The organism is Neisseria lactamica, assembly GCF_901482445.1.
GTDB lineage: Bacteria > Pseudomonadota > Gammaproteobacteria > Burkholderiales > Neisseriaceae > Neisseria > Neisseria lactamica.
This window is the reverse complement of the sequence record NZ_LR590477.1, coordinates 1,465,531-1,479,585: the sequence shown is the minus strand read 5'-3', so window position 1 is coordinate 1,479,585 and position 14,055 is coordinate 1,465,531. Positions and strand designations below refer to the sequence as shown.

General features: G+C 54.6%; 15 protein-coding genes and 1 other RNA gene. 14 read left to right on the top strand and 2 right to left on the bottom strand.

All coding sequences use genetic code 11. The annotated features are described in order from the left end of the window. Positions 1 to 51 precede the first annotated feature (51 nt). The 7 genes from FGL10_RS07860 (at position 52) to FGL10_RS07830 (ending at position 5,860) form a co-directional block, all read left to right on the top strand. On the top strand, positions 52 to 711 hold the full coding sequence (locus FGL10_RS07860) for an amino acid ABC transporter permease (protein ID WP_003708870.1): 660 nt from the start codon (positions 52 to 54) through the stop codon (positions 709 to 711). Then, positions 701 to 1,369 carry an amino acid ABC transporter permease gene (locus tag FGL10_RS07855; protein WP_003708872.1) on the top strand — a complete coding sequence of 223 codons (669 nt, stop codon included), beginning with the start codon at positions 701 to 703 and terminating at the stop codon, positions 1,367 to 1,369. Before FGL10_RS07860 ends, FGL10_RS07855 begins: the two co-directional genes overlap by 11 nt. 1 nt (position 1,370) lies before the next feature. Continuing rightward, positions 1,371 to 2,102 carry an amino acid ABC transporter ATP-binding protein gene (locus FGL10_RS07850; protein ID WP_003708873.1) on the top strand — a complete coding sequence of 244 codons (732 nt, stop codon included), beginning with the start codon at positions 1,371 to 1,373 and terminating at the stop codon, positions 2,100 to 2,102. 73 nt (positions 2,103 to 2,175) lie between these two features. Next, positions 2,176 to 3,030, top strand: a complete 855-nt coding sequence (locus FGL10_RS07845; protein WP_003708875.1) for an amino acid ABC transporter substrate-binding protein — start codon at positions 2,176 to 2,178, stop codon at positions 3,028 to 3,030. 309 nt (positions 3,031 to 3,339) lie between these two features. Continuing rightward, complete coding sequence (gene prmC / locus FGL10_RS07840) at positions 3,340 to 4,161, top strand: peptide chain release factor N(5)-glutamine methyltransferase (protein ID WP_003708879.1); 822 nt, start codon at positions 3,340 to 3,342, stop codon at positions 4,159 to 4,161. Between the two features lie 85 nt (positions 4,162 to 4,246). Then, a complete protein-coding gene (locus tag FGL10_RS07835) occupies positions 4,247 to 5,635 on the top strand; it encodes a Na+/H+ antiporter family protein (protein ID WP_003708880.1) in 1,389 nt (462 codons plus the stop codon). After that, complete coding sequence (locus FGL10_RS07830; RefSeq protein WP_002219958.1) at positions 5,636 to 5,860, top strand: SlyX family protein; 225 nt, start codon at positions 5,636 to 5,638, stop codon at positions 5,858 to 5,860. It abuts the gene before it with no gap. 406 nt (positions 5,861 to 6,266) lie between these two features. Here the strand turns inward: FGL10_RS07830 and FGL10_RS07815 are convergent, their stop codons facing one another. Then, complete coding sequence (locus FGL10_RS07815) at positions 6,267 to 7,160, bottom strand: HesA/MoeB/ThiF family protein (protein WP_036469665.1); 894 nt, start codon at positions 7,158 to 7,160, stop codon at positions 6,267 to 6,269. A 45-nt stretch (positions 7,161 to 7,205) separates the two neighbouring features. On the opposite strand from FGL10_RS07815, the gene ppc reads away from it, so the two are divergent. The 7 genes from ppc (at position 7,206) to rpsI (ending at position 12,916) form a co-directional block, all read left to right on the top strand. Then, entirely contained in the window at positions 7,206 to 9,908 is a 2,703-nt protein-coding gene (gene ppc, locus FGL10_RS07810) for a phosphoenolpyruvate carboxylase (RefSeq protein ID WP_036469652.1), read from the top strand. Between the two features lie 122 nt (positions 9,909 to 10,030). Then, positions 10,031 to 11,020, top strand: a complete 990-nt coding sequence (locus tag FGL10_RS07805; protein WP_003708892.1) for an NAD(P)H-dependent glycerol-3-phosphate dehydrogenase — start codon at positions 10,031 to 10,033, stop codon at positions 11,018 to 11,020. A 54-nt stretch (positions 11,021 to 11,074) separates the two neighbouring features. Further along, a complete protein-coding gene (locus FGL10_RS07800) occupies positions 11,075 to 11,404 on the top strand; it encodes a hypothetical protein (protein ID WP_003708894.1) in 330 nt (109 codons plus the stop codon). Between the two features lie 10 nt (positions 11,405 to 11,414). Next, complete coding sequence (locus FGL10_RS07795; RefSeq protein WP_003708896.1) at positions 11,415 to 11,720, top strand: cell division protein ZapA; 306 nt, start codon at positions 11,415 to 11,417, stop codon at positions 11,718 to 11,720. A 4-nt stretch (positions 11,721 to 11,724) separates the two neighbouring features. Continuing rightward, positions 11,725 to 11,904, top strand: a non-coding RNA gene (ssrS, locus tag FGL10_RS07790) — 6S RNA. Positions 11,905 to 12,082: 178 nt separating this feature from the next. Beyond that, positions 12,083 to 12,514, top strand: a complete 432-nt coding sequence (gene rplM / locus FGL10_RS07785) for a 50S ribosomal protein L13 (protein WP_002215010.1) — start codon at positions 12,083 to 12,085, stop codon at positions 12,512 to 12,514. 9 nt (positions 12,515 to 12,523) lie between these two features. Continuing rightward, positions 12,524 to 12,916 carry a 30S ribosomal protein S9 gene (gene rpsI, locus FGL10_RS07780; RefSeq protein ID WP_002227789.1) on the top strand — a complete coding sequence of 131 codons (393 nt, stop codon included), beginning with the start codon at positions 12,524 to 12,526 and terminating at the stop codon, positions 12,914 to 12,916. A gap of 155 nt (positions 12,917 to 13,071) precedes the next feature. Here rpsI and FGL10_RS07775 read toward each other — a convergent pair whose 3' ends face one another. Next, positions 13,072 to 14,001 (bottom strand): LysR family transcriptional regulator, encoded by a 930-nt coding sequence (locus tag FGL10_RS07775; RefSeq protein WP_003712924.1) that lies wholly within the window; start codon positions 13,999 to 14,001, stop codon positions 13,072 to 13,074. Between the last annotated feature and the right edge of the window lie 54 nt (positions 14,002 to 14,055).

Genomic DNA, 14,055 nt, shown 5'->3' with positions numbered 1-14,055 from the left:
TTACAAGTTTATTAAAATACCGCCTTTCGTTAAGCTGATTGTCTGATTCTGATGAACTGGTCTTATCTGATCGATGCCGTACCCAAATTCTCCGATGCGGCAAAGCTGACGCTGGAATTGTCCGTTTACGGCGTTGTTTTGTCGTTGCTGTTCGGCCTGCCCGTCGCCGTGGTAACGGCATACCGCATCCGACCCTTCTACGCATTGGCGCGCGCCTATATCGAACTGTCGCGCAATACGCCCCTGCTGATCCAATTGTTTTTCCTGTATTACGGCCTGCCGAAAATGGGCATCAAATGGGACGGTTTCACCTGCGGCGTAATCGCGCTGGTTTTCTTGGGCGCAAGCTATATGGCGGAAGCTGTCCGCGCCGGCATCCTCGCCGTACCAAAAGGGCAGGTCGAAGCGGGCAAGGCAATCGGTTTGAGCCGCTTTCAAGTGTTCCGCTATGTCGAATTGCCGCAGGCTTGGGCGGTCGCTTTTCCGGCTGTCGCCGCTAATATATTGTTTTTAATGAAAGAAACATCCGTTATTAGCGCGGTCGGCATTGCGGAATTGTTGTTTGTTACCAAAGATGTGATTGGTATGGACTACAAAACCAACGAGGCTTTGTTTTTGTTGTTTGCCGCTTATTTGATTATCCTGCTGCCTGTTTCTTTGTTGGTACGGCGATTGGAAAACCGCATACGGAGTGCGAAATATGGCATTTGAATGGCTGTTTGAAGGAAAAAATGCGGCACGGTTGGGCGAAGGCCTGCTCTTAACGGCACAAATTTCTTTAATCTCTGTTGCGGCTTCTTGCGTATTGGGAACGCTGTTCGGTCTGGTTTTGCGTTCGCGCAACCGGCTTGTCCGCCTTATCGGACGGTTTTATCTCGAAACCATCCGCATCGTGCCGATTTTGGTGTGGTTGTTCGGACTGTATTTCGGTTTGTCCGTGTGGACGGGCATACACATCGGCGGATTTTGGGTCTGCGTTTGGGTTTTCACGCTTTGGGGCATCGCCGAAATGGGCGATTTGGTGCGCGGCGCATTGGAATCGATTGAAAAACATCAGGTGGAATCGGGCTTGGCACTGGGTTTGAGCCGCCGCCAAGTGTTCCGATACATCGAATTGCCGCAAAGCGTCCGCCGCGCTTTGCCGGGGGCGGTTAATTTGTTTACGCGAATGATTAAAACCAGTTCGCTCGCCTCGCTTATCGGTGTGATTGAAGTGGTCAAAGTGGGGCAGCAGATTATTGAAAACTCGCTGCTGACGCAGCCCAATGCCTCATTTTGGGTTTATGGACTGATTTTTATGCTGTATTTTTTATGTTGCTGGCCGCTGTCGCTGTTGGCGGCAAAGCTGGAACAAAAATGGGAACACTGATATGGCTTTACTGAGCATCCGCAAGCTGCACAAACAATACGGCGGCGTAACCGCCATCCAATCCTTAGACTTGGACTTGGAAAAAGGCGAAGTGATTGTGTTGTTGGGCCCGTCCGGCTGCGGCAAATCCACCCTCCTGCGCTGCGTCAACGGTTTGGAGCCGCACCAGGGCGGCAGCATCGTGATGGACGGCATCGGCGAATTCGGCAAAGACGTTTCCTGGCAAACCGCCCGGCAAAAAGTCGGTATGGTCTTTCAAAGCTATGAACTGTTTGCCCATATGACCGTCATCGAAAACATCCTTTTAGGCCCGGTAAAAGTACAAAACCGCAACCGCGCCGAAGCAGAGGCTCAAGCCGACAAATTATTGGAACGCGTCGGTTTGTCCGACCGCAAAAACGCCTATCCGCGCGAACTCTCCGGCGGACAAAAACAGCGCATCGCCATCGTCCGCGCCCTGTGCCTGAATCCAGAAGTCATCCTGCTGGACGAAATCACCGCCGCACTCGACCCCGAAATGGTGCGCGAAGTCTTGGAAGTGGTTTTGGAACTCGCCCGCGAAGGGATGAGTATGCTGATTGTTACCCACGAAATGGGATTCGCCCGCAAAGTTGCCGACCGCATCGTCTTTATGGACAAAGGCGGCATCGTCGAATCGTCCGACCCCGAAACCTTCTTCTCCGCACCAAAAAGCGAACGCGCCTGCCAATTTCTGGCAGGTATGGACTACTGATTTACCGCAAACCGTCCGAACCCCTTTCAGACGGCATTTCATCCCAAGCAAACATTCAAAAAGGAGATTCCCAATGAAACTGAACGCCAAATTTAAAGCCCTGTTGGCTTCCGCCGCCATCGCCGTCGGTCTGACCGCCTGCGGGGGCGGCTCCGGCGATGCCCAATCTTCACAAAGCAGCGGTGCGGCAACCGTTGCCGCCATCAAGGAAAAAGGCGTGATCCGCATCGGCGTATTCGGCGACAAGCCCCCGTTCGGCTATGTTGATGCCAACGGCAAAAACCAAGGCTTTGACGTTGAGATCGCCAAAGACCTGGCAAAAGACCTGCTCGGCAGCCCCGACAAAGTCGAATTTGTCTTAACCGAGGCCGCAAACCGTGTCGAATACGTCCGTTCCGGCAAAGTCGACCTCATCCTCGCCAACTTCACCAAAACACCCGAACGCGCCGAAGCCGTTGATTTCGCCGATCCCTATATGAAAGTGGCGTTGGGCGTGGTTTCCCCCAAAGGCAAACCGATTACCGACATTGCGCAACTGAAAGACCAAACCCTGTTGGTCAACAAAGGCACGACCGCCGACGCTTTCTTCACCAAAAGCCATCCTGAAGTCAAATTATTGAAATTCGACCAAAATACCGAAACCTTCGACGCACTGAAAGACGGACGCGGTGCGGCACTCGCCCACGACAACGCCCTGCTGTGGGCGTGGGCGAAAGAAAACCCGGATTTTGAAGTCGCCATCGGTAATTTAGGCCCTGCCGAATTTATCGCCCCCGCCGTTCAAAAAGGCAATGCCGATCTTTTGAACTGGGTCAACGGCGAAATCGCCGCCATGAAAAAAGACGGCCGTCTGAAAGCCGCCTATGAAAAAACCCTCTTGCCCGTGTATGGCGAAAAAGTCAAACCGGAAGCATTGCTGGCCGAATAAGTTTGTTTGACAAGAAAATCCGTATCCGCATTTGAAGGCGGGTGCGGATTTTTTTCAGCCGCCGCAAATATCGCAAATTCAAAGGAAAACCAACTATGTCATTGTTTTTTTATTTATTCCGTTGTTGCCGCTTGCGCGGAATAACGGCGGAGCGTTTCTGTTATTCGGATAAATTCCTACGGTATTGAAACGGCGATAAGGTGTTTTTCTTTATTATATAATTTCAATGCAAAATGATATTTTTTGAACAAGCGTGCCGCAAAGCTGGAAAAAATGTTCAAGCCGCATCGGCGGCAGACGGGATAAAAAATGACGTTTGACGAATGGTTGGGCTTGTCAAAACTGCCTAAAAATGAAGCAAGAATGCTGCTGCAATATGTTTCGGAATATACGCGCGTGCAGTTGTTGACGCGGGGCGGGGAAGAAATGCCGGACGAAGTCCGACAGCGGGCGGACAGGCTGGCGCAACGCCGTCTGAACGGCGAGCCGGTTGCCTATATTTTAGGTGTGCGCGAATTTTATGGCAGACGCTTTACAGTCAATCCGAGCGTGTTGATTCCGCGTCCCGAAACCGAGCATCTGGTCGAAGCCGTATTGGCGCGCCTGCCGGAAAACGGGCGCGTGTGGGATTTGGGGACGGGCAGCGGCACGGTTGCCGTAACCGTCGCGCTCGAACGCCCCGATGCGTTTGTGCGCGCATCCGACATCAGCCCGCCCGCCCTTGAAACGGCGCGGAAAAATGCGGCAGATTTGGGCGCGCGGGTCGAATTTGCACACGGTTCGTGGTTCGACACCGATATGCCGTCTGAAGGGAAATGGGACATCATCGTGTCCAACCCGCCCTATATCGAAAACGGCGATAAACATTTGTTGCAAGGCGATTTGCGGTTTGAGCCGCAAATCGCGCTGACCGACTTTTCAGACGGCCTAAGCTGCATCCGCACCTTGGCGCAAGGCGCGCCCGACCGTTTGGCGGAAGGCGGTTTTTTATTGCTGGAACACGGTTTCGATCAGGGCGCGGCGGTGCGCGGCGTGTTGGCGGAGAATGGTTTTTCAGGAGTGGAAACCCTGCCGGATTTGGCGGGTTTGGACAGGGTTACGCTGGGGAAGTATATGAAGCATTTGAAATAATTGTTTGCAAAATTGGCGGGTTTCCCGTTATTGGGTTATGATGTGTTTCGATATGTAAACATTTATAGGTTTGGAGCGATAAATAATGAATGCAGTCGTAGTTGCCGTAATCGTGATGCTGGTGCTGTCGCTGTCGCGCGTGCACGTGGTATTGAGCCTGACGATCGGCGCGTTTGTCGGCGGCGCGGTGGCGGGTATGCCGCTGCAAAACATTGCCGATGCGGTGGGACAGGTCAGTCAGGCGGGGATTATCCCCGTGTTCAACAAAGGTTTGGAAGGCGGTGCGAAGATTGCGCTTTCTTATGCGATGCTCGGCGCGTTTGCAATGGCGATTACCCATTCCGGTCTGCCGCAGCAGCTTGCCGGCGCGGTCGTCCGCAAGCTGAACCGGGGCGGTATGCCCGACAGCGTGCGTTCGGGCGAGGGCGCGGTCAAATGGCTGCTGCTTTCCATCATCCTTGTGATGGGCATTATGAGTCAGAACATCATCCCCATCCACATCGCCTTTATCCCGATGATTGTTCCGCCTCTGCTTTTGGTGTTCAACCGCCTGAAAATCGACCGCCGTCTGATTGCGTGCGTCATCACTTTCGGGCTGGTTACGACTTATATGTTCCTGCCTTACGGCTTCGGCGCGATTTTTTTGAACGAAATCCTGTTGGGCAACATCCATTCCGCCGCGCCGCAGCTTGATGTGAAAAACATCAACGTGATGGCGGCAATGGCGATTCCCGCGTTGGGAATGCTGGCCGGACTCCTGCTGGCGTTTGTCCATTACCGCAAACCGCGCCTGTACCAAAGCAACAATGCCGATACGGCGGGTAACGCCGATGCGGCAAACCGTCCGCAGCCGTCCGCCTACCGCAGCCTGGCCGCCGCCGCCGCCATTGCCGTATGCTTTGCCATCCAGTTGATGTATGAAGACTCGCTGGTGTTGGGCGCGATGCTCGGTTTCGCCGTATTTATGATGTTGGGCGTCATCAACCGCGACAAGGCAAACGACGTATTCGGCGAAGGTATCAAGATGATGGCGATGGTCGGCTTCATTATGATTGCCGCGCAGGGTTTTGCCGCCGTGATGAATGCGACCGGGCATATTCAGCCGCTGGTGGAAAGCAGTATGGCGATATTCGGCAACAGCAAAGGTATGGCGGCATTGGCGATGCTGGTTGTGGGGCTTTTGGTAACGATGGGCATCGGTTCGTCCTTTTCCACTTTGCCGATTATTGCCGCGATTTATGTGCCTTTGTGTGTCGGTTTGGGTTTTTCGCCGCTTGCCACCGTCGCCATTGTCGGCACGGCGGGGGCGTTGGGCGATGCCGGTTCGCCCGCGTCCGATTCCACGCTGGGCCCGACGATGGGGCTGAACGCCGACGGGCAGCACGACCACATCCGCGATTCCGTTATCCCGACCTTCATCCACTACAACATCCCGCTGCTGATTGCCGGCTGGATTGCCGCGATGGTGCTGTAAATGGACGCGGTTCAAGAGTTGGAACGCCGTATTGTCGAATTGGAAATCCAATCCGCGCTTCAGGAGGACGTAATCGCCGGCCTGAACGCGATGGTGGCGGAATTGCGGCAGACGCTGGATTTGCAGCAGGCTCAGTTGAGGCTGCTGTATCAAAAAATGCAGGACAGGAATCCCGACGCGCAAGAGCCGTATTCCCTGCGCGACGAGATTCCGCCGCATTATTGATGCGCCGCCGTATCCGGATTTCCTTAAAAAAGGCTGTGTTTGAATATTCCGCCGATGCAAACCTAAGATGTAACTTTAATCAGTCGGACAAAATGCCTTTTATCCGATGGAACCGTTTTCCGCCCGAACGGAAATAAGCGGCTTCCCCCGTTGCAAACAGATAAAACCAACCGGGTATTCATACACAGCCAAAAAAAAAGCCGTCCGAACCCAAAGGGGACAGACGGCCAAACACATTACGGGGAAAACGTCTTACTCAATGAGTCTGCGAAACAGACATTGCTAAAACAACTGCAATTATAAGGTAAGTTTATTTTTTTTTTTTTTTTTTTTTGCAAAGAAATGTAAATTTTTAAAACCGTTCCGCCGAATCCGTTTTTATGCCGTCTGAAACGGCGGCAGGGTTTTACCGCGCCACGCCGCAAACCGGGCATTCGGGGTTGCGCGGCAGGTCGAAATATTGCCAGCCCCCTTCCAAGGCGCGGTAAACCGCCAGCCTGCCGTGCGACGGTTCGCCCGCATCCAGCAGGATTTTCAGTGCCTCCGCCGCCTGTGTGCAGCCGATGATGCCGACCAGCGGCGAGAATACGCCGAAAAGGGAACAGATGCCGTCTGAAGCCGATCCGCCGTCAAACAGGCAGGCGTAACACGGCGAGTCGGGCAAGTCGGGCCGGTACACGGCAAGTTGTCCTTCAAAACGTACCGCCGCCCCTGAAACCAGCGGTGTTTTCGTGTGCACGCAGGCACGGTTGACGGCTTGCCGCGTGGCGTAGTTGTCGCAGCAGTCTAAAACGATGTCGGCGGCTTGAACCAAACCGGTCAGGCGGCAGCCGTCGAGTTTTTCGTTGACGGCGCGGACGTTGACGGTATGGTTGATGCGGCGCAGGCGGTCTGCCAAGGCTTCGGCTTTGGGTTTGCCGACATCGCCCTCGTCAAATGCGACTTGGCGTTGCAGGTTGTGCAGTTCGACCGTGTCGGAATCGGCTATGGTCAGCGTGCCGACACCCGAAGCGGCAAGGTAGGGCAGGGCGGCGGCACCCAAACCGCCGCAGCCGACGACCAAAATATGCGCGTCGGAAAGTTTCTGCTGCCCTTCGATGCCGATTTCGTCCAAGAGGATGTGGCGGCTGTACCGCAGCAGGAATGCATCGTCGTTGTCGTGTTCGGTCGTGGTCATGATGATGTTCGGAAAAAACAGTTGCGGGCGATTGTAACGCTGCCGTCGGGCGGCGTTCAACTTCAGACGGCATTTCGGGACACGGGCGGTTAAAGTGTGAACGGTTTGGCACGGATGCGGCATTTGGGGTACATTTACAATATTTACGGCAAACGAGAGAGAAAAATCATGCAACTGCATATCCTGAACAATCCGAAGGACGCGGCTTTGGCGGCGGACGCGGAATTTCTGAAACAATCCCTGTTCAACCTCCTGCACGAAGAAGCCTCGCCGTTGGTTGTCGAAACGGTCAAACTCTTGTCCACTTCCGACGACAGCGCGGCATTGATTGAAAAAGTATTGCCGCAATTGGACGAACGGCAGACCTACGACCTGACGCTTGCCTGCGGGCTGTTCGCCCAGATTTTGAATATCGCCGAAGACGTGCACCACGAACGCCGCCGCCAAATCCACGAAGAAGCCGGACACGGCGGCGCGGAAGGCAGCCTGACGGAAACCGTCCGCAGGCTCAAGGCGGGGAAAGCCGACGGCAAATCGGTGCAGCGGCAGTTGGACAATACGTCCGTTACCGCCGTTTTGACCGCGCACCCGACCGAAGTGCAACGCCAAACCGTTTTGAATTTCAACCGCCGCATCCGCGCGCTGCTGCCGCAACGCGAACGCTGCACCAATGCCGACGCGCTGGCACGGCTGCGCCGCGAAATCGACACCGTGCTTTTGGGCTTGTGGCAGACCAGCGAAACGCGCCGCCACAAACTCAGCGTCAACGACGAAATCAACAACGGCGTGTCCATCTTCCCGATGAGCTTTTTTGAAGCCCTGCCCAAACTCTACCGCAAGATGGAACACGACTTTCAGACGGCCTATCCCGATGTCCGCGTTCCGGACATCCTCAAAATCGGCGGCTGGATCGGCGGCGACCGCGACGGCAATCCGTTCGTTTCTGCCGAAACCCTACGCTTTGCCTTCCGCCGTCATGCCGATGCCGTGTTCCGTTTTTACCGTGGCGAACTCGACAAACTTTACCGCGAACTGCCGCTCTCCATCCGCCGCGTCAAAGTCAACGGCGATGTGATGGCGTTGTCCGACAAATCGCCCGACGAAGAAATCGCCCGCACGGAAGAACCCTACCGTCGCGCCATTGCCTACATTATGGCGCGCGCTATGGGCAAAGCGCGCGCGCTCGGTTTGGGCATGGGCTGCAAATTCGGCTTTCTCGAGCCTTATGCTTCGGCACAAGAATTTCTCGATGATTTGGAAAAATTGCAACGTTCCCTTATCGACAACGGCAGCCGCCTGCTTGCCGAAGGCCGTTTGGCAGACCTCATCCGCTCCGTGTCCGTGTTCGGCTTCCATATGATGCCGCTTGATTTGCGCCAACACGCGGGCAAACACGCCGATGTGGTTGCCGAGCTTTTCCAACACGCAGGCTTGGAAGACTACAACAGCCTGAACGAAGAGCAAAAACAAGCCGCCCTGTTGCGCGAACTGGGCCACCAACGTCCGCTGTACAGCCCGTTCATCACATACAGCGAACACACCCGCCGCGAACTGGCGATTTTCAACGAAGCGCGCAAAATCAAAGACGAATTCGGCGAAGATGCCGTAACACAAAGCATTATTTCCAACTGCGAACAACCCGGCGACCTGCTCGCCTTGGCATTGCTGCTGAAAGAAAGCGGCCTGTTGGCGGTGGAAAACGGCAAACCAAAAAGCCGTATCAATATCGTGCCGCTGTTTGAAACCATCGAAGCGTTGGAAAACGCCTGCCCGGTGATGGAAACGATGTTCCGCCTCGACTGGTACGGCGCACTGCTCGAAAGCCGGGGCAACATCCAAGAAATCATGCTCGGCTACTCCGACTCCAACAAAGACGGCGGCTACGTTACCAGCTCATGGTGCCTCTATCAGGCGGAATTGGGATTGGTCGAACTCTTCAAAAAATACGGTGTCCGCATGCGCCTGTTCCACGGACGCGGCGGCAGCGTCGGACGCGGCGGCGGCCCTTCTTACCAAGCCATTTTGGCGCAACCGGCCGGCAGCGTGGCGGGACAAATCCGCATTACCGAGCAGGGCGAAGTCATCACTGCCAAATACGCCGACCCCGGCAATGCCCAACGCAACTTGGAAACCCTGGTTGCCGCCACTTTGGAAGCCGGCATCCCGACAGACAAAAAAGACCCCGATGCCAAGCTGATGCAGGCATTGTCGGACGTATCGTTCAAATACTACCGCGAACTGATTACCCACCCCGACTTCATCGACTACTTCCTGCAAACCAGCCCGATTCAGGAAATCGCCACCCTCAACCTCGGCAGCCGTCCCGCCAGCCGCAAAACTTTGGCGCGGATTCAGGACTTGCGCGCGATTCCGTGGGTATTCTCTTGGATGCAAAACCGGCTGATGCTGCCGGCTTGGTACGGTTTCGGCAGCGCGGTGGAAACCTTGTGCGAAGGCAGTCCCGAAACCCTCGCCGCCCTGCGCGGACACGCCCGAAACAACCCGTTCTTCCAAGCCATGCTCTCCAATATGGAGCAAGTGATGGCGAAAACCGACATCACCCTCGCGGAAAACTATGCCGGCTTGAGCGAATCGCCCGATAAGGCAAAAATCATCTTCGGGATGATCAAGGAAGAATACCGGCGCAGCCGCAAAGCCCTGCTCGACCTGCTGCAAACCGAGGAACTTTTGCGCGACAACCGCAGCCTTGCCCGCTCGCTCGCCTTGAGGATTCCCTACCTGAACGCCCTCAACGGCCTGCAGGTCGCTATGCTCAAACGCCTGCGCAAAGAGCCCGACAATCCGCACGCGCTGCTGATGGTCCACCTGACCATCAACGGCGTGGCGCAAGGTTTGCGCAATACAGGCTGACGGTGCCGCATCGGGGCAAAATGCCGTCTGAACACCTTTCAGACGGCATTTCCCTGACCGCACTTGCAGAGAAACAGCGATTGTTTTAAAGTGAACGGCAGTGATATGTTGAAAGACGACCAATGAAAATTACCGTTATCGGCGCAGGTTCGTGGGGTACGGCGCTCGCCCTGCATTTTTCCCAACACGGCAACCGCGTATCCCTGTGGACGCGCAACGCAGACCAAGTCCGCCAAATGCAGGAAGAACGTGAAAACAAACGCGGGCTGCCCGGCTTTCCCTTTCCCGAAACGCTGGAAGTGTGTGCGGATTTGGCAGACGCGCTCAAAGACAGCGGACTTGTCCTTATCGTAACCTCCGTTGCCGGATTGAGAAGCAGCGCAGAGCTGCTCAAACAGTACGGCGCGGGACACTTCCCCGTCCTCGCCGCCTGCAAAGGATTCGAGCAGGATACCGGGCTGCTGACCTTCCAAGTATTGAAAGAAGTATTGCCCGACAATAAGAAAATCGGCGTACTCTCCGGCCCGAGTTTTGCACAGGAACTCGCCAAACAACTGCCCTGTGCCGTCGTCCTCGCTTCCGAAAACCAAGAATGGGTCGAGGAACTTGTCCCACGGCTCAACACTTCGGTTATGCGGCTTTACGGCAGTACCGACGTTATCGGCGTGGCAGTCGGCGGCGCGGTAAAAAACGTTATGGCAATCGCTACCGGATTGTCCGACGGTCTGGAGTACGGGCTTAACGCCCGTGCCGCACTGGTTACGCGCGGACTGGCCGAAATCACCCGCCTTGCCTCCGCAATGGGCGCGCAGCCCAAAACCATGATGGGGCTGGCCGGTATCGGCGACCTCATCCTCACCTGCACCGGCGCACTTTCGCGCAACCGCCGCGTCGGCTTGGGTTTGGCAGAAGGCAAGGAACTGCATCAGGTGCTTGTCGAAATCGGACACGTTTCCGAAGGCGTAAGCACGATAGAAGAAGTTTTCAATACCGCCTGCAAATACCAAATCGATATGCCGATTACCCAAACCCTGCTGCAACTCATCCGCAAAGAAATGACCCCGCAACAGGTTGTCGAAAGACTGATGGAACGCAGCGCGCGTTTCGAATAAACAACAAACAGATGCCGTCTGAAGCCTTCAGACGGCATACGGACAGGTAAGGTTATGAAACAAAATATCGAAAAACTCGAAAGCAGCGTTTATACGTTGGTACAGAAATTCGAAACCCTCGTCAGCGAAAACCGCCGTCTCAAAGAAACCGTTGCCGAGCTCAAACGGGCGCACGAGCGGCAAAAACTCGAACACGAAACCGCCGTCGACGAACTCAGCGAAGCCCTGCTCGTCCAAGTCGGCAAACTCAAAGAAGACCTGCAAAACAAAATCGACAGCCTGACAGAAGAAAATGCACGATACCGCAGCCTGCTCGAACAGAGCAGGGAAAAAATCAGCGCACTGGCAGCGCGCCTCCCCCAACGGCAGGAAACGCAGCAATAAGGATTAAAGGATGAACATCGAACAAGTCCATATCGAAGTCATGCACGCCCGGCTGACCGTCAACACGCCGGCAGAAGAAAAAGACACACTGTTGCAGGCAGTCGGAATGCTCAACAGAAAAGCCGAGGCCATCCGCGAAGGCGGACGCGTCGCGGACAGCGAGAAAATCGTCATTATGGCCGCGCTCAACGTCGTCCACGACCTGTTGAAAATCTCCCTTGACGGCGGAGATTTGGCAATCGGCGATTTTGCGCGTAAAATAACCGATATGGACAACGCCTGCCAAAAAGCACTATCCCGCTTGGGGCAGGAATAACAGTTTTTCCCTGCGGTGTCCGCGAAGGCATATATTCCTTTGAACCAATAAGTTCGCTTAAGGCTGCCGGGAGCAGTAGTGGGCGCGAGCGTCCCCTTGCGGACGCACCCGAAACTACCCGGGGCAGCCGCCTTGTCAGCAAGGTTCAAGCGGATTCGGCCGAAACGGCTCTCGTGGGGATTCCCATAAAAGGCCGCATCTCAAGATGCGGCCTTTCTTTCGTCAAACCGCCTTGAAAAACACAAAATATCCGGAACCGGCGGCATAACGGGAAAACCTTTGCGTAACGCAGTAATGCGATTGACAAAATCGAATCCTGTCTTTAAAATCCATAACTTTCTATATCTATCTGGATTTCCACTATGAAAACCTTTTCAGCGAAACCCCACGAGGTGAAGCGCGAATGGTTCGTCATCGATGCCCAAGACAAAGTCTTGGGTCGCGTTGCAGCCGAAGTCGCCAGCCGTCTGCGTGGCAAACACAAACCTGAATACACCCCCCACGTCGATACCGGCGATTACATCATCGTCATCAACGCGGACAAACTGCGTGTAACCGGTGCCAAATTCGAAGACAAAAAATACTTCCGCCATTCCGGTTTTCCCGGCGGCATCTACGAGCGCACCTTCCGCGAAATGCAGGAGCAGTTCCCCGGCCGCGCTTTGGAACAAGCCGTAAAAGGTATGCTGCCCAAAGGTCCTTTGGGCTATGCGATGATTAAAAAACTGAAAGTGTATGCGGGTGCGGAACACGCCCACGCGGCACAACAACCCAAAGTTTTAGAATTGAAATAAGGACGCGACATGAACGGCAAATACTACTACGGCACAGGCCGCCGCAAAAGTTCAGTGGCTCGTGTATTCCTGACCAAAGGCACCGGCCAAATCATCGTAAACGGCCGCCCCGTTGATGAATTCTTCGCACGCGAAACCAGCCGCATGGTTGTTCGCCAACCCTTGGTTCTGACTGAAAACGCCGAATCTTTCGACATCAAAGTCAATGTTGTCGGCGGCGGTGAAACCGGTCAGTCCGGCGCAATCCGCCACGGCATTACCCGTGCCCTGATCGACTTCGATGCCGCGCTGAAACCCGCCTTGTCTCAAGCCGGTTTCGTTACCCGCGATGCCCGCGAAGTCGAGCGTAAAAAACCGGGTCTGCGCAAAGCACGCCGTGCAAAACAATTCTCCAAACGTTAATGTTGGAAATTCAAAAAACCCTGCTTATCGCAGGGTTTTTTATTTGTAGCAGGAGGTTTCCCATTGGCAATCTAAAGATTACAGATTGGGCAAAAATCAAAAACAGTACATGAAAAAATAGAAAAACCGCCCGGGTATGGTTTGAACAAGGGAAATCAGACCGGTTCCAACTCACTTAATCCGGGCAAGTCCGCGAAGCCGCGTTCACGTATGATTTGGCAAAAGTTGTTCAGATAACTTTTATCTGTGTCTTCAGTGCGGATGGCGGCATACAGTTTGCTTTGCAGTCCGTCGCCGGTAATCTGTCGGTGAACGATATAGCCTTTTTCAAGATAGGGCATGACTGTCCAATAGGGAAGGGCGGCAATGCCACGTCTGCTGGCAACCAGTTGGATAATGGCGATGGTCAGTTCGCTGTGCCGGCGGGGCGGGTTGATGTTTTTCGGAATTAAGATTTTTTTGGGTAAATCCAGCATTTCATCGGGAACGGGATAGGTAATCAGGGTTTCCCCGATAAAGTCTTCCGCCGTCCAAACGTTTTTGGCGGCAAGCGGATGGTCCGGTGCGCAAATGCCGACCATTTCGTAGGCAAACAGCGGTTGGAAAGAAATACCGTTTTGTTTTTCCGCTTCGGAAACAATGGCAAGATCGGCGCGGTGTTGCAGCAGCAGCCCGATGGGGTCCGCTTGGAATCCCGATACGATATCCAATTCGACTTGGGGCCATATCGGGCGGAATTCACCCATTGCGGGCATCAGCCAGTCGAAACAGGTATGGCATTCGACGGCAATCCGCAATTCTCCTGCCTCTCCTTCTATAATGCGCGCCAAATCACGTTCTGCATCGGTAACTTGCGGCAACAGTTCGTGGGCGAGGCGCAGCAGCCTTTCTCCGACCGGGGTAAAGCGCAAAGGCGTGGATTTTCGTTCGAACAACGGTGCGCCGTAGTGGTTTTCAAGCATACGGATTTGGTGGGAAAGTGCGGATTGGGTAAGGAAAACCCGTTTGGCGGCAAGGGAGACGCTGCCGGTTTCTTCAAGTGCCAGCAGGGTTTTGAGGTGGCGCAATTCGATGATGGAATCCATAAGGCTTCAGACGGCATATTGAACCGGCGCATATTAAAATAATTCATATGCGGG

Excerpts from the sequence above, each read along its gene's own strand:
- FGL10_RS07860 (WP_003708870.1), top strand. The coding sequence starts at position 52 with ATGAACTGGTCTTATCTGATCGATGCCGTACCCAAATTCTCCGATGCG.
- FGL10_RS07855 (WP_003708872.1), top strand. The coding sequence starts at position 701 with ATGGCATTTGAATGGCTGTTTGAAGGAAAAAATGCGGCACGGTTGGGC.
- FGL10_RS07850 (WP_003708873.1), top strand. The coding sequence starts at position 1,371 with ATGGCTTTACTGAGCATCCGCAAGCTGCACAAACAATACGGCGGCGTA.
- FGL10_RS07845 (WP_003708875.1), top strand. The coding sequence starts at position 2,176 with ATGAAACTGAACGCCAAATTTAAAGCCCTGTTGGCTTCCGCCGCCATC.
- prmC (WP_003708879.1), top strand. The coding sequence starts at position 3,340 with ATGACGTTTGACGAATGGTTGGGCTTGTCAAAACTGCCTAAAAATGAA.
- FGL10_RS07835 (WP_003708880.1), top strand. The coding sequence starts at position 4,247 with ATGAATGCAGTCGTAGTTGCCGTAATCGTGATGCTGGTGCTGTCGCTG.
- FGL10_RS07830 (WP_002219958.1), top strand. The coding sequence starts at position 5,636 with ATGGACGCGGTTCAAGAGTTGGAACGCCGTATTGTCGAATTGGAAATC.
- FGL10_RS07815 (WP_036469665.1), bottom strand. The coding sequence starts at position 7,160 with ATGCCGCATCCGTGCCAAACCGTTCACACTTTAACCGCCCGTGTCCCG.
- ppc (WP_036469652.1), top strand. The coding sequence starts at position 7,206 with ATGCAACTGCATATCCTGAACAATCCGAAGGACGCGGCTTTGGCGGCG.
- FGL10_RS07805 (WP_003708892.1), top strand. The coding sequence starts at position 10,031 with ATGAAAATTACCGTTATCGGCGCAGGTTCGTGGGGTACGGCGCTCGCC.
- FGL10_RS07800 (WP_003708894.1), top strand. The coding sequence starts at position 11,075 with ATGAAACAAAATATCGAAAAACTCGAAAGCAGCGTTTATACGTTGGTA.
- FGL10_RS07795 (WP_003708896.1), top strand. The coding sequence starts at position 11,415 with ATGAACATCGAACAAGTCCATATCGAAGTCATGCACGCCCGGCTGACC.
- rplM (WP_002215010.1), top strand. The coding sequence starts at position 12,083 with ATGAAAACCTTTTCAGCGAAACCCCACGAGGTGAAGCGCGAATGGTTC.
- rpsI (WP_002227789.1), top strand. The coding sequence starts at position 12,524 with ATGAACGGCAAATACTACTACGGCACAGGCCGCCGCAAAAGTTCAGTG.
- FGL10_RS07775 (WP_003712924.1), bottom strand. The coding sequence starts at position 14,001 with ATGGATTCCATCATCGAATTGCGCCACCTCAAAACCCTGCTGGCACTT.